Origin of the sequence: Tardiphaga sp. 813_E8_N1_3 (assembly GCF_051811025.1) — a bacterium.
Classification (GTDB): Bacteria; Pseudomonadota; Alphaproteobacteria; order Rhizobiales; family Xanthobacteraceae; genus Tardiphaga.
On record NZ_JBPWQE010000001.1, the window covers coordinates 1,020,726 to 1,034,677 of the forward strand.

Sequence of the window (13,952 nt, forward strand, 5' to 3'; positions counted from 1 at the left end):
CGGTCGCGTGCTTCCTCCAAGTTGGCGCGCGGCCGCACATTTCTTCCCGCGGGGAAATTTGGGCTTCGACTTTGAGCCCGTGCCGCGCAAAGTGGCCCGTTCAGTCATACGGCCTAAAGGACTAGAGGTGAGCTGAGGGCGGCTCTCGGCGCAAAGCGGACAGCACGGGTTCAGCGACGTCTAAGAATGTCCGAAGTCCGGACGGGCGATTTCGCCGAGCCGGCGGCAGGCAACGTAATGCGCGTCGGCCTGGATTTCTAAAGTCGGGAGCGCGTCGCGGCATGGCTCGACCGCAAACGGGCAACGCTGCGCGAAGCGGCAGCCCGGCGGTGGATCGACCGGGCTCGGCGGATCGCCCTTGACTAGGTAGTCCTTCTTCAGCCGATCGCGCAGGGCGCCCGGAGGCGCGGCGGCAGCGATCAACGACCAGCTATAGGGATGCGACGGCGCCGAAAAGAACAGTTGTGCCGGGGCCTGTTCGACGATGCGGCCGAGATACATCACTGCGATCTCGTCGCAAAAATGCTGGATCACGCCGAGATCGTGCGAGATGAAGATATAGGTCAGGCCGCGTTCGCGCTGCAGCTTCTTCAGCAGATTGAGGATCTGTGCCTGAATGGCGACGTCGAGCGCCGACACCGCCTCGTCACAGACGATCAGGTCTGGTTCCGGCGCCATCGCGCGCGCGATGCAAAGGCGCTGCCGCTGCCCGCCGGAGAATTGATGCGGGAACAGGTCGGCAGCCTGCGGCGGCAGGCCGACTTCCTCCAGCAATTGCGTGACGCGTGCCTCGCGTTCGCGCGGCGAGCCGATGCCGAGCAGGTCGAGTGGCTCGCGGATCAGTTCGCCGGCGCGTCGTCGCGGATCGAGTGCCGAGAACGGATCCTGGAACACGATCTGGAATCTTCTGCGGGCGAGCCGCAACTTCTCACCGCGGAAGTCGGCGATGTTTTCGCCGCCGAATACGATCTGGCCCGAGGTCATCGGGATCAGCCGCATCACCGCCTGCGCGGTGGTCGACTTGCCGGAGCCGCTTTCGCCGACGATGCCGAAGGTCGTGCCGCGGCGGACGCGAAAGCTGACACCATCGACGGCGTGAACCTTGGACGGCGGACCGAACATGCCGCGGCGGCCGGCGGGGAAATGAACCACGAGATCGTTGACGTCGAGCAGGACGTCGTTCGGCGCCAACGGCGGCAATGTGTTCAATCCATCGCTCACGGCGCAATCTCCTGATGGCGCCAGCATGACACTGCGGCGCTGGCATCGACGCGGTCGAGCGGCGGTTGCGGCTGCGTGCGGCAGACGTCGCCGACAAAGGCGCAGCGTGGCAGGAACGCGCAATCCGAGCCACGCGCACCGAGCGACGGCACCATGCCTGGGATCTCCTCGAGCACCGCGGGGACATGGTCGCTGGCGCGGCCGAGCTGCAGATGAGGCACGCAGGCCATCAGCCCGCGCGTATAGGGATGGCGCGCATGGGAGATGATCTCATGCGCCGCGCCCTGCTCGATGCAGCGGCCGGCATAGAGCACGGCGACATCATCGGCGAGTTCGGCAACGGCGCCGAGATCGTGGGTGATCAATACGATGGCCGTATCGGTGTCATCCTGCAATTCGCCGAGCAGATCGAATATCTGCGCCTGCACGGTGACGTCCAGCGCCGTGGTCGGCTCGTCGGCGATCAGGAGCTTGGGCTTGCAGGCGAGTGCCATGGCGATCATCACGCGTTGCCGCATGCCGCCGGACAATTGATGCGGATAGGCCTCGACGCGCTTCTCGGCAGCCGGGATCTGCACGGCCTTGAGGAACTGGATTGCCTGTGCGGTGGCATCGCGGCGGCTGAGCCCGCGGTGCTGGCGCAGCACCTCGCCGATCTGGTCGCCGACCGTATAGAGCGGATTGAGTGCGGTCATTGGCTCCTGGAAGATCATCGACATCTTGTTGCCGCGCAGGCTACGCAACTCGCGGGAAGATACCAGCAACACGTCCTCGCCATCGAGCCGGATGCTGCCGGAGGTGACGCGAAAATCCTCGGGCAACAGCTGCATGATCGCCAGCGCCGTCATGCTCTTGCCGCAACCGGATTCGCCGACCAGCGCCATGGTCTTGCCCTGCGCGACATCGAAGGAGAGGTTTTCCAGCACGGGCACCGGGCCGTTGCTGCCATTCAGCGACACGCTGAGATTCTGGACCGAAAGAACAGGCGTCATGGCTCAGCCTCGCTTTCGCAGGCGCGGATTGATGGCGTCGTTGACGCCGTCGCCGATCATGCTGATGGCGAGCACGGCGACGAAAATGGCGAGGCCCGGGAAGGTCACTGTCCACCACGCGTTAAGCACGTAATTGCGGTTCTGGCCGAGCATCAGGCCCCAGCTCATGGTGTTGGGATCGCCGAGACCGAGGAAGCTCAATCCGCCCTCGAACAGGATGGCGACGCCGATGGCAAGCGTCGCTGAGACGATGATGGGCGGCAATGCATTCGGCAGCACCACCTTCAGGATGAGATGGCCGTTGCCGGCGCCTGCGGCGCGCGACGCCTTGACGAAATCGAGATTGCGCAGCCGCATGAATTCCGCGCGCGTCAGCCGCGCCGCCGCAGGCCAGCTGACGACACCGATGGCGATGGTGACGGTGGCCAGCGTCTGCCCAAACAGAGTGACCAGCACCATGGCGAACAGCAGCGCTGGTAGGATCTGGAAGAATTCCGTGACCTTGACCAGCGCGGTATCGATGCGGCCGCCGAAGAAGCCGGCGATCGAGCCGATGGTGACGCCGATGGTGATGGTGATCACCGCGGCAACGCCGCCCACGGTCAGCGTGGCGCGGCCGCCCTGCAGCAGGCCGGCGAGGATGTCGCGGCCGAGATAATCGGTGCCGAGCCAGGTGTCGGCGTCCGGCGGTGCAAACGGCGCACCGGCGATGTCGAGCGGATCGACGCCGTAGATCATGGGCCCGAACACCGTTGCCAGCACGATCATCAGCAGCACCACGGCGCCGACGACGCCTGCGGGGCTGCGGCAAAACTGCCGGAGTGCGAGCATGGCCGGCGAGGTCGCTGCGCGGGCGGGAAGCTCCGCCTTGTCGGGCCTCGTCGCGGTGGCTTCTATCGTAATCATTATGCCCCCAAGCGGATGCGTGGATCGACCAGACGATAGACCAGATCAGTGATGATATTGGCGGCCATGACGAGCACCGCCGAGAAGAACAGCACCGCGAGCAGCGTCGGATAATCGCGCCGCAGGATGGAGTCGTAGACCAGGCGTCCCATGCCGGGCCAGCTGAAGACGGTTTCGACCAGCACGGCGCCGGCGAACAGGTGGCCGAATTGCAGGCCCGCAATGGTCACGATCGGGATCAGCGTATTGCGTAGCGCATGTTTGCCGATGACGATGATTTCCGGCAGGCCCTTGGCGCGGGCGGTGCGGACATAGTCGGCCGTCAACGCGTCGATCATGTTGACGCGGGCAAGCCGGCTATATTGCGCGATGAACACGAGGGCGAGCGTGGTGGCCGGCAGCACCAGATGCTTCAAGACGTCGAACAGATAGGCAAAGCCGGCCTTCGGTCGCGCGACATCGGTCATACCGCTGACCGGAAGGATCGGCCACACCGAGCCGAACAGCAGGAGCAGCATCAGGCCGGTCCAGAACACCGGCGCGGCATAGCCGGCAAGCGAGATCACCGTGACGCCCTGGCTGAACCATCCGTTCGGCTTGCGGGCGCTGATGATGCCGAGCAGGGTGCCGATCACCACCGAGATCGCGAGGGCCGACAGCACCAGATAGAGCGTCGCGGGAATGCGCTGACCGATCAGCGTCAGTACGGGCTCGTTGAAATAATAGGAATAGCCGAAGTCGCCGGTGGCGACCTTGCCGACATAGGTGAAAAGCTGTTCGAGCAGGCTCTTGTCGAGGCCGTATTTCTCGCGCAGCGCAGCGACCACGTCGGCCGAGGCGCCGCCCATCTCGCCGGCGATCACCAATGCGGGATCGCCGGGAGCGGCGTGGATGAGACAGAAATTGAGGACCAGCACGGCGAGCAGAAGGCCAAACGCATTGGCCAACTGTCGCAGGACGTGGATCGCGAGATTCATGATGCTGGACCGTCGTGATGAAGCCTCAGACCATCAGGTCTTCGGCGGGATTTCCCAGTACAGTTCGTCGAGCGGCGACATCATGCCCCAGATCGTCGTCGGCAGACCGCCGAGGCCTTTGCTGAAGGCGTTGTAGTAAGGCGTCGCGTTGACGAAATAGATCGGCACGTCGGTGACGACGATCTTTTGGAATTCAGAATAGAGCGCCTTACGCTTATCCGGCGAGGTTTCCTGCGCGGCCTTGGTGAGCAGCTCGTCGACCTTCGGGTTGCTGTATTGCTGGGTGTTCGACCAGATGATGCCCTTGCGGATATTGCTGGAGAGATAGGTGCGATCGACGCCGATCACCGGGTCGCCCCAGTTGAAGACGGTGTCCATGGTGAGGTCGAAGTCGAAATTCGAGATGCGCTGCGCCCAGGTCGGGAAGTCGGAGGCGGCGCGGACATCGAGATTGATGCCGGCGCGCTTGAGTTGCGAGCGCAGATATTCGGCGACATTGCGCTGCTGCTCGTCGGCGCCGGGGATGTAGTCGATGGTCAGCGTCATGCGCGAGCCATCCGCCTTCTTCGGATAGCCAGCATCGTCGAGCAGCTTCTGCGATTTGGCGAGATCGAGTTTGTACATCTCGACGCCGGGCTCATCGAGCGGCGACCCCGGTGCGATCGGACTGGTGGCGATGGTGGCCTTTCCGCTCATCAGCTTGCTTGTGATGAATTCACGATTGGCGGCAAAAGCGATCGCCTGGCGCACGCGCACGTCGTCGAGCGGCTTCTTCTTGGTGTTGAAGGCGAGCCAGTTGATCGGGCCGACACCGGCGAAGCCCTTGTTGGTGATCGACACGCTCGGCATCTTTTCGAGGCGTTCGATGTCGCGGACGGCGGTGATGAAGGGAAGCGCATTGACGTCGCCGCGCTCCAGAGAAACCACGGCAGCGTTAGCGTCGGAGATCAGCTTGACGACGATCTTGTCGAGCTTGGGCTTGCCGGCAATGAAGAACTTGTCGAACTTCTCGAGCGTGTAATATTCGCCCTGCTTGTAGTCGGTGAGCCGATAGGGGCCCGAGCCGACCGGCTTCAGATTGGCCGGGTGGGACTTGATGTCCTGTCCGTCGCCATAGACATGTTTCGGCATGATCGGCATCAACGCCGGCGACATCGCCAGCAGCAGCGCCGGATGCGGATGCTTCAGGCGAATGACGGCGGTGAGCGGGTCTGGCGTATCGACCTTGTCCACCGCGGCCAGCATGGTCTGGAACGGGTGGTTGGCCTTGATGGTCATGATCGAGAACGCGACGTCCTCCGACGTCACCGGCTTGCCGTCATGGAACAAGGCATTGTCGACCAGCTTCAACGTCACCGACAGGCCGTCCGGCGCCACCTCCCACGACTTGGCGAGATAAGGCTTCGGATTCCAGTTGTCGTCGTAACGCAGAGGGCTGGCGAAAATCTGTGTGCTTGGCATCGCGGTTGCGACGCCGGACTGCACGGCGCCGTTGAAATGGCGCGGGACCTGCGAGGAGGCGATCACCAGCGTGCCGCCATCGGCGGCGAGCGCCGGCTTCACGCTCGGGATGACCGTGCTGGCGGCGATGGCGACGCCAAGGGCGCAAATCAGAAGAGAGGCTTTCAGCGAATGCGGTTGTCGAGACCAGATCGGAGACATGGAGACGGTCCTTCTCTCAGAGGGTGAATGTATCTTGCCGGCGGTTGAAGCCCGCCGTTGTCGGGAGTGTTGGTGAAACGTCGATCAGCGCGGCATCGAGAATGGCGTCGAGCGCGCCGGTATCGGGCAGGGCGTCGGTGCCGACGCCGACCAGCATGATGTCACTTTGTCGGGACATGTCATTCGGGGCATGCGTCAGTGCCCAGTTCTGTCCGACCATTTGCAGCAGCGATGCCGAATTTTCGTTGTCGATGAGGCACGGGCCCTTCAGGCGCAGCAGTTGAGGTGGCAGCGTCGCGAGCGCGTATTCCAGTTTCGCGCGATCGAACGCTCCACTGCGCCGATACGACCAGCGGCGGAAAACCCGCTCATGATCGGCGCGAGTCTCGGCTGCGATTGCAGCAAAGCGCGATGCCGGCTTGAATTCGCCGCTCGGTAGATCAGGCAGCGTATGTTCGGTGGTCTCGATGATCTGGACGCCCGGCCGAAGCGTTGCGACGTCCGCACGCGCGGCATCGACGGCAGCGCGACTGAGCAGGTCGACTTTGTTGAGCAGCACCAGATTGCAACGCTCGAACTGATTGCGCGCGGTGTCGCCGACCCGTGCATCCGCCAGCAATGCGGCGATGCGCGAAGCATCGGTCACCACGATTACGGCATTGAGACGCAGGCTCGGCTCCACCAGCGCGATCTCGGCGATGCGCCAGGGATCGCCGACGCCCGAGGCTTCGATGATAATGTGGTCGAACGGAATTTTGTCGTCGAGTATCCGGCCCAGGGTCGTCAGAAAGCCGTCGCCGATGCTGCAGCAGACGCAGCCATTGGTCAGCGTCATGGTGGTGCCGTCATGCTGTGCGACCAGGCCGGCATCGATATTGACCGCGCCGAAGTCGTTGACCAGCACGGCGTAACGGGCCGTACCGGTGCGCAGCAGATGATTGAGATAGGTCGTCTTGCCGGCGCCGAGAAAGCCGCCGACCACCGTCACGGGCATTTTTGCATGCGCCGGTGTTGTCATGCCCGTGGCGCCTCCCGCACGACGCCGCCGACGACGGTGCCCCACACGGCAATATCCTTGATGGTCTCCGGGGCGACCTCCAGCGGATTGTCGTCGAGCACTGCGAAGTCGGCATATTTGCCGGCCTCGATGCTGCCGACCACGTGATCGAGCTTCAGCGTATAGGCAGCGTTGATCGTGATCGCTGCGAGCGCCTGTTCGGCGGTCAGCGCTTCGGTGTCAGCGCCCAGCACGCGGCCGCCCGACGAGATGCGGTTGACCGCGCACCACGCGGTGAACAGCGGGCTGAGCGGCGTCACCGGCGCATCGGAATGAATGGCGAAGGGCACACCTAAACGCTGTGCGGTGGCGGTGGCGTCGAGCCGTCCAGCGCGCTCCGGTCCCATGGTCAGGTCGTAGTGCGAGTCGCCCCAGTAATACAGGTGATTGGAGAACAGATTGACGCAGATGCCGAGCGCCTTCATGCGCTTGAACTGCGCGGCGTCGGCCATCTGGCAGTGCTGCAGCGTGTGACGGTGGTCCGGGAGCGGCCGCGCGATCTGGGCAGCCTCGATGGCATCGATCGCGACCTCGGTCGCTTCGTCGCCATTGGTGTGGATGTGCAACTGGATGCCGGCATTATGATAGGCAGCCACGATGCCGGGCAGTTCCTCCGGCGCGATGTACCACAGACCGTTAGGGGCGCCATTGTGATAGCCGGGCCAGCGCAGTCGCGCGGTGAAGCCCTGGATCGAGCCATCGACGACCAACTTGACGATGCCGAAATGTAGTTTGTCGGTATTGGATGCCCTCAGCGCCTTGATCTTCTCGACGCCCTGTTCCGGGCTGTGCGACACCGATGCCAGCGCCGGCACCAGCCGCACGGAAAATTCGTCGCGGCGACTGGCGGCGCGATAGACCTCGATGGTCTGCTCGACGAGATCGTTGTGCAGGTCGGTGACCGTGGTGACACCCTGGATACAGCAGGACGATGCATAGCGGTTGACGTCGTCGGCAGTGAGATTGCCGGACAAAGGATTGCTGCCGAGCACGCGGAACACGCGGAAGCGTGCCGCGATGCCCTGGACTTCACCCGAGGGTTCGCCGTCCTTGCCCATCACCACACCTGAAATGTTGGTGGTGCGGTCGAGTTCGGCGCGCTTCAGGACGATGGTGTTGACATTGCTGATGTGAAACGAGGCATGAACGACCATGATAGGCCGCGTCGTGGAGACGCGATCGAGGTCCTGTCGGGTCAGCGATACGCTGCCGATATGCAGGGGATCAAAGCCCCAAGCGAACAGCGGTGCCTCGGGATCGGTCATCGCTGCCTCGGCTTCCTGCAGCCGGGCCACGATGGCGTCGATATCCGCAAGGCCGCCGACCAGTTTGCCTGATGGCGAGCGGCGATCGAAGGCGCCGACATAGGGAAGCGACCACATCATGCCTTCCATGATGTGGCTGTGCCCTTCGACGAAGCCGGGCAGAAGCACCTTGTCCTTGAAGCGGTCGTCGACTTTGCGGCCATTGGTGCCGACGATCTCGTCGATGCTGCCGACCGCGACAATCCGTCCATCCCGCACCGCGACATGGGTCGCCGATGGCCGCGACGGGTTCATCGTTATGATCTTGCGGGCCGAGAAAACAACCGTATCCTGACTCAATGGACCACCCTCAAAATTTCGTCATCGAAGCGTGAGCCCTGGAAGCGTGAGGCCTGATACCGCGCGTAGCCAGCGCCAGATCGGATGGACGAATGGGGCCAGTGCCGTACCGGCCACCTTGGCGCGGCTTTTGCTTAGTCTGTCGCTTGGTGTCTCGCGTAGCCTCGCGCTTGGCCTGTTGTTTAGTCATGAGCTCAAATCCGGGGCGGGCTGCGCCGTCATAGCCGGGACGAATGTGGAGTGAACGATGGGTGATCCCAGGGGTTCGATCAAGTCTGCTGAGGTAGAAGGTCGTCCTGCAATATCGGCGATGGGAGATGCATTGTTCTGGGGCTCGCTGTTTCAGGGCCTGGACCGGCGCGGATCTTTTCTGCAGCTTCAGATCCGTCAGCTGATCTGCACGGCGATCGAGGAAGGGCGTCTGGCGCTTGGCGTGCGCATGCCATCGAGCCGCGAACTGGCAACTTTGCTCGAAGTGTCGCGCAATACAGTCGTGATTGCCTACGAACAGCTGGTCGATCAGAATTTTCTCGTCTCGCGCGAACGCAGCGGGTTTTATGTTGCCGGTCTGCCCAAGCATCTGGGCACCCAGCGGGAGGCGCGTCCGGCGCCGGACGATGATGCAGGCGTGGCGCGCTGGGCTCAGCGCTTTGCGGTCAGGCCATCGACCAACCGCAATATCGTCAAACCGCTCAACTGGCAGGACTACCCGTATCCGTTCATCTTTGGTCAGTTCGATCCAAGCCTGTTTCCGACCAATGATTGGCGCGAAAGTGCGCGCGCGGCGCTCAGCGTTCCCGAAATCAATAACTGGGCCCGCGATCTGATCGACGAGGACGATCCGGCCTTGATTGAGCAGCTTCGCCTGCAGGTGCTGCCACGTCGCGGAATTCGTGCGCGGCCGGACGAGATCATGATGACCATTGGCGCCCAGCATGCGCTGTATCTGATCGCACGATTGTTCATGAAACCGGGCACCCGGGTCGGGATGGAAGATCCCGGATATCCTGACGCCCGCCATATCTTCGGGATGCAGACCGACAACATAGTGCCTCTTACGGTCGATGCCGATGGCATGGTGCCGGATGCCCGCTTCGAGAGCTGTGATCTGGCTTATGTGACCGCCGGTCACCAATGCCCGACGACCGCTGTGATGCCCGAGCAGCGCCGTCTCGAACTGCTGCGTAAGGCGCAGCAGCGCGACATCGTGCTGATCGAGGACGATTACGAGAGCGAACTGATGTCCGAGGGGCCGGCACTCCCGCCGCTGATGAGCCTCGATCGCAACGATCGGGTGCTCTATGTCGGCAGCCTCTCGAAGGCGCTGGCGCCCGGATTGCGACTTGGCTACGTCACGGCGCCTGCGCCGGTGATCCGCGAACTCCGCGCATTGCGGCGCCTGATGCTGCGGCATCCGCCGCTGAACAATCAGCGCGTGGCGGCGTTGTTCATCGGGCTCGGGCATTATCGCTCGCATCTGCAGCGGGTGTTGCGCGTGTTGCTGGAGCGCGCCCGTATTCTCGACCAGCTGCTGCCGCAGCATCTCGGCAATTGCAGTTTCGTGCGCGGCGTCGGCAGCACCAGCTTCTGGGTGACCTGCCCGATAGGATGCGACACCACGGAACTGGCGATGGCCGCGCGCGAGGAGGGCGTGGTGATCGAACCCGGCGACGTGTTCTCGATGACCAGGGGGACGCACGCCAACTGCTTCCGCCTCGGCTTCTCGTCGATCCGGAACGATCGCATCGAGCCCGGTATCGAGCGCCTTGGGCGGATTATCGCGCGGATGAGCTAAGAGCGTGTTCCGAAACGCGGAGGCGGGCTTTCCGCATTTGTCTTGCTCGAATGATGAGCTCAGGTCAGTTCGCTGACGCCTTTGATCGCGCTGACAAGGGCGATCACGCCGAGGCTGGCGATCGAGACCTGGCGATGCCGTGAGTCATCGCCATGCCGGAACGCCAGTTCGCCGAGCCTGGTGCCGAGCCACATCACCGGTAGGCCGAGCAGCGACAATCCGATGGTGTGCACAGTCATCAGGCCGACGCTGACGAAGCTCACGGTGGCCGTGATAGAAGTCATCAGGAAGAACGCCATCAGCGACGCACGTGCCGCCCGGCGCGGCATCGGCAACGACATGTAATAGGCCACCACCGGCGGCCCGGGCATCGCCGCGAGCCCGTTGAACAGGCCGAAGAAAAAACCGGTGATCGAGGTCACCGGCCGCGGCGGGGCCGCGGGCAGCTGAAAGCCGCGGCCGAGCGCGAAAACCGCGAGCAGCGTGATCGCGCTGATCACCAGCCGCGATATCGATGCCGGTATCTCGCTCAGGATCAGGGTTCCAAGCGGCGAGCCGACCAGCGCGCCGATTATCAGCCAGCGCAGCGAGGGCCAGTCGCAGGTCTTCGAAGCGCTGCGAAAGTCGAGCAGGCTGCCGGCGAGCTGCAATCCGATCGCCACCGGCACCGCTTCGGTGGGGGCCATGAACAGGCCGAGCAAAGGCACGGCGGCCAGCGCGAAACCGAAACCGGTATAGCCGCGCAGCACGGAAGCGACGAAGATCGAGGCGATCGACAGCAGAACCAGCTTTGGCGTCAGCGCCGCGCCGAGATCGCCGATCGCGATCATCAGGTCATGCATGTCACGTGGGTCCGTCGCTCCGTCATGCCACCACCATGGCAACATCAGCCAGCCCGGGGAGGGCCAGTGCGCGTCAATCTTTGGGCCAGATCGCCGGCGAGAGCCGTTCCGCTCTGGACAGATGCTTCGCTGCAACTGGCCCTAATCGCGCGGCATGGCCGCTGGCAGTTTCATCCCCATGGCTGGCACGCGGTGCTGACCGTTGTTGAAATGATCGAGAGAGCTTTACAATGTCCGAGCAGCAGACCCAGCGCCACCAGCTTCTCGTTACGCTGTTCGAGGCGTTCAACCGTCACGATGCCGATGGCGTGATGGCCTGCATGACTGACGATATCGTGTTCGATACTGCCGTCGGGTCAGAGATGTATGGCAACCGCGTTATCGGCACCTCCGACGTGAAGGCGGCGTTCGAGAAGGTCTGGGGCGGGATGCCGGACGTGAGCTGGATCTGTACGTCGCACAGCGTGTTCGGCGATCGCGGCCTGTCGGAATGGATTTTCCGCGGCACGGCGGCGAATGGCACTCGCATCGAGGCCGAAGGCTGCGATCTCTTCACCTTCAAGGGCGACAGGCTTTCGCGCAAGAGCGCGTTCCGCAAGGATCGACCGGTGCTGCCGGCGAAGTCTTGATCGCGTCGTGAAGGAAGTCGTGCCGATGTCGATTGCTCCCTACGACCAGCATTACGATCCGCTCGTGTGCCCCGGTCCCGGTACCCACCGCGACTACGCCCCGACTTATTGGGCTGCCACGGCAGGGACACCGCCGGAAGATGACGGCCCGATTTCGGGCGACGTCGACGCCGACGTCGCGATCGTCGGTTCGGGCTACACCGGGCTGGCCTGTGCGATCTTTCTGGCGCGCGAATTCGGCATCAAGGCTGTGGTGCTGGAGGCCAATCGCGTTGCCTGGGGTTGCAGCACGCGCAATGGCGGGCAGGGTCAGAACGCGTCGGGCCGGCTGTCGCGCTCGCAGTGGATCGCACGCTGGGGCCGCGATGTAGCGCTGCGGCTGCATGCGGAAATCCAGGACGGGTTCGAGACTTTCGAGGACTTGATTAAGACCGGCAATATCGATTGCGAACCGCAGCGCGGCGGCCACCTCTATCTCGCGCATCGCCAGCGCATGTTCGAGAAGATCGCGGCCGAGTCGAAAGTGCAGAACGAGGTGTTCGGCTACAAGACTCGCGTGCTGTCCGCCGAGGACGTGCGTCGCGACTACGTGAATGACGCCGAATGCGTCGGCGCGGTACATGAGCCGCTGGGCACTGGCGTCCATCCCGCCAAACTTGCTTTCGGCTATCTGCGCATGGCGCGTGAGCTCGGCGCCAAGGTGCATCCCGGCAGCCCGGTGCTGGAGATCTCCACCCGTAACGGTGTGCATCACTTGCGCACCCCCGGCGGCACCGTGCGTGCCCGCGCCGTCGGTATTGCGACCGGCGCCTATACGTCGCTCGGCCTGACGTCGATGCTGCGTGGCCGCTGCATGCCGATCATGTCCAACTCGATTGTGACGCGGCCGCTGACCGAAGCAGAGCTGCAGGAGACTCGCTTCAAGACCACCGAAGTCATTACCGACACCCGCACACTGCGCTTCTACTATCGCCGACTGCCCGATAACCGCGTGCAAATCGGCAGCCGCAGCGCCATTACCGGAGCGGACGCTGCCAATCCGCGGCATCTGCAGCTCCTGATCGACGGACTGCACCGCAAATTCCCGACGCTCAAGGGAATCCAGATCGACTACTCTTGGTGGGGCTGGGTCGATGTCAGCCACGACATGATGCCGCGTATCTTCCGGCCCGATCCGTCGCAAACGCTGTTTTACGCGCTGGGCTATGGCGGCAATGGTGTCTCTTATTCCGCGCAGGCCGGCCGTCGCATGGCCGAGATGATTGCGGGCAAGAGCTTCAAGGGAGAGGATTTGCCGATCTTTACCTCGCCGCTGCCGACGCATCCGTTCTCGCCGTTCCGCCGTATCGGGCAGCGCATGCTTTACAAGCTCTACCAATCGCGCGACGAAGCCGCGTAGGTCTTTCTAGCGGTCGCTCAAACGTTGATTGTGAGCTCATAGATCACGGGGCACGCAGGAACGATCGATGTCCGCTTATGCCGAAGTGGACGCTTCGATCATCGATGCATAATTTGCTTGAGGAATGCATGGGTTCGATCCTGCTTCGGATCAGAGAAGAAATCGGCCGGCGCGGCTTCCTCGATGATCCGGCCGGCGTCCATGAACAGCATGCGGTCGGCGACCGTGCGCGCGAAGCGCATCTCTTGTCATCCCTTCGCGGGCGATGCCAACCATCACGTCGAGCACCTCCTGGATCATTTCCGGATCAAGCGCCGAGGTAGGCTCGTCGAATAGCATGATCTGCGGTTTCATGCACAGCGCACGCGCGATGGCGACGCGCTGCTGCTGGCCGCCGGAGAGCTGGTTCGGATATTTATCGGCCTGTTGGGAGATCCGTACTCGCTCAAGAAAATAGCGCGCGACCTCGTCGGCCTCCTGCCTCGTTGCGCCGCGGATTTTGCGTGGCGCGATGGTGAGGTTCTATAGCACGGTCAGATGCGAAAACAGGTTGAACTGCTAGAATACCATGCCGACGTCGCGGAGGACTACGTCTGAACGAATGCTGACGGAACGACTGTCATTGGCGCGCTCGTGCAATCAGTAATTTCTTCCCGGCGCCCTGCATAGTTTTGCTGCAGTGAGGCATGAATTGAAGCAACTCTCGCTGTAACAACGTGCTTGACAGTATGGTCGTTCTAGGGGAGCTTAAACTGCAAGCGTTGGGCAGAGCTGCCCGGTAACGCTACAAGTTCAAACCATCTCCAACACCGCGCTTCAAATTCAAGCGTGTCCAGTTGGTGGCGAGGGCGCCCACGGCTTCACAGCC

Annotated in this window: 11 protein-coding genes and 1 pseudogene; 3 read left to right on the top strand and 9 right to left on the bottom strand. The window is 63.0% G+C overall.

Annotated elements, in window-relative coordinates:
- Positions 1–180: 180 nt before the first annotated feature.
- Genes AB8A33_RS04825 through AB8A33_RS04855 form a run of 7 tightly spaced genes read right to left on the bottom strand, consistent with a single transcriptional unit; the run spans position 181 to position 8,419 of the window.
- On the bottom strand, positions 181–1,221 hold the full coding sequence (locus AB8A33_RS04825) for an ABC transporter ATP-binding protein (protein WP_439091727.1): 1,041 nt from the start codon (positions 1,219–1,221) through the stop codon (positions 181–183).
- The gene (locus AB8A33_RS04830) at positions 1,218–2,213 is read right to left on the bottom strand and encodes an ABC transporter ATP-binding protein (protein ID WP_439091728.1); all 996 of its coding nucleotides are present in this window, start codon (positions 2,211–2,213) and stop codon (positions 1,218–1,220) included. The genes AB8A33_RS04825 and AB8A33_RS04830 overlap by 4 nt, the downstream gene beginning before the upstream one ends.
- Positions 2,214–2,216: 3 nt before the next feature.
- The gene (locus AB8A33_RS04835) at positions 2,217–3,119 is read right to left on the bottom strand and encodes an ABC transporter permease (protein ID WP_439091729.1); all 903 of its coding nucleotides are present in this window, start codon (positions 3,117–3,119) and stop codon (positions 2,217–2,219) included.
- A complete protein-coding gene (locus tag AB8A33_RS04840) occupies positions 3,119–4,096 on the bottom strand; it encodes an ABC transporter permease (RefSeq protein WP_439091730.1) in 978 nt (325 codons plus the stop codon). Before AB8A33_RS04840 ends, AB8A33_RS04835 begins: the two co-directional genes overlap by 1 nt.
- A 33-nt stretch (positions 4,097–4,129) precedes the next feature.
- Positions 4,130–5,758, bottom strand: a complete 1,629-nt coding sequence (locus tag AB8A33_RS04845; RefSeq protein WP_439091731.1) for an ABC transporter substrate-binding protein — start codon at positions 5,756–5,758, stop codon at positions 4,130–4,132.
- A 16-nt stretch (positions 5,759–5,774) separates the two neighbouring features.
- The gene (locus AB8A33_RS04850; RefSeq protein WP_439091732.1) at positions 5,775–6,776 is read right to left on the bottom strand and encodes a CobW family GTP-binding protein; all 1,002 of its coding nucleotides are present in this window, start codon (positions 6,774–6,776) and stop codon (positions 5,775–5,777) included.
- The gene (locus tag AB8A33_RS04855) at positions 6,773–8,419 is read right to left on the bottom strand and encodes an amidohydrolase (RefSeq protein ID WP_439091733.1); all 1,647 of its coding nucleotides are present in this window, start codon (positions 8,417–8,419) and stop codon (positions 6,773–6,775) included. Before AB8A33_RS04855 ends, AB8A33_RS04850 begins: the two co-directional genes overlap by 4 nt.
- Before the next feature lie 247 nt (positions 8,420–8,666).
- On the opposite strand from AB8A33_RS04855, the gene AB8A33_RS04860 reads away from it, so the two are divergent.
- Positions 8,667–10,214, top strand: coding sequence for a PLP-dependent aminotransferase family protein (locus AB8A33_RS04860; RefSeq protein ID WP_439091734.1), 1,548 nt, complete (start codon positions 8,667–8,669; stop codon positions 10,212–10,214).
- 59 nt (positions 10,215–10,273) lie between these two features.
- Here the strand turns inward: AB8A33_RS04860 and AB8A33_RS04865 are convergent, their stop codons facing one another.
- Complete coding sequence (locus tag AB8A33_RS04865; protein ID WP_439091736.1) at positions 10,274–11,056, bottom strand: sulfite exporter TauE/SafE family protein; 783 nt, start codon at positions 11,054–11,056, stop codon at positions 10,274–10,276.
- 230 nt (positions 11,057–11,286) lie between these two features.
- Here AB8A33_RS04865 and AB8A33_RS04870 point away from each other — a divergent pair, with 230 nt between their 5' ends.
- Together AB8A33_RS04870 and AB8A33_RS04875 are read left to right on the top strand one after the other, a co-directional pair.
- Positions 11,287–11,685, top strand: a complete 399-nt coding sequence (locus tag AB8A33_RS04870; RefSeq protein WP_439091738.1) for a nuclear transport factor 2 family protein — start codon at positions 11,287–11,289, stop codon at positions 11,683–11,685.
- Positions 11,686–11,710: 25 nt separating this feature from the next.
- On the top strand, positions 11,711–13,084 hold the full coding sequence (locus AB8A33_RS04875) for an NAD(P)/FAD-dependent oxidoreductase (protein WP_439091740.1): 1,374 nt from the start codon (positions 11,711–11,713) through the stop codon (positions 13,082–13,084).
- Positions 13,085–13,182: 98 nt separating this feature from the next.
- Here AB8A33_RS04875 and AB8A33_RS04880 read toward each other — a convergent pair.
- Positions 13,183–13,678: pseudogene (locus AB8A33_RS04880) on the bottom strand (amino acid ABC transporter ATP-binding protein); the annotation flags it as partial.
- Positions 13,679–13,952: the final 274 nt, after the last annotated feature.

Coding starts and splice junctions, on each gene's coding strand:
- AB8A33_RS04830 (WP_439091728.1), bottom strand. CDS start 2,213: ATGACGCCTGTTCTTTCGGTCCAGAATCTCAGCGTGTCGCTGAATGGC.
- AB8A33_RS04835 (WP_439091729.1), bottom strand. CDS start 3,119: ATGATTACGATAGAAGCCACCGCGACGAGGCCCGACAAGGCGGAGCTT.
- AB8A33_RS04840 (WP_439091730.1), bottom strand. CDS start 4,096: ATGAATCTCGCGATCCACGTCCTGCGACAGTTGGCCAATGCGTTTGGC.
- AB8A33_RS04845 (WP_439091731.1), bottom strand. CDS start 5,758: ATGTCTCCGATCTGGTCTCGACAACCGCATTCGCTGAAAGCCTCTCTT.
- AB8A33_RS04850 (WP_439091732.1), bottom strand. CDS start 6,776: ATGACAACACCGGCGCATGCAAAAATGCCCGTGACGGTGGTCGGCGGC.
- AB8A33_RS04860 (WP_439091734.1), top strand. CDS start 8,667: ATGGGTGATCCCAGGGGTTCGATCAAGTCTGCTGAGGTAGAAGGTCGT.
- AB8A33_RS04865 (WP_439091736.1), bottom strand. CDS start 11,056: ATGCATGACCTGATGATCGCGATCGGCGATCTCGGCGCGGCGCTGACG.
- AB8A33_RS04870 (WP_439091738.1), top strand. CDS start 11,287: ATGTCCGAGCAGCAGACCCAGCGCCACCAGCTTCTCGTTACGCTGTTC.
- AB8A33_RS04875 (WP_439091740.1), top strand. CDS start 11,711: ATGTCGATTGCTCCCTACGACCAGCATTACGATCCGCTCGTGTGCCCC.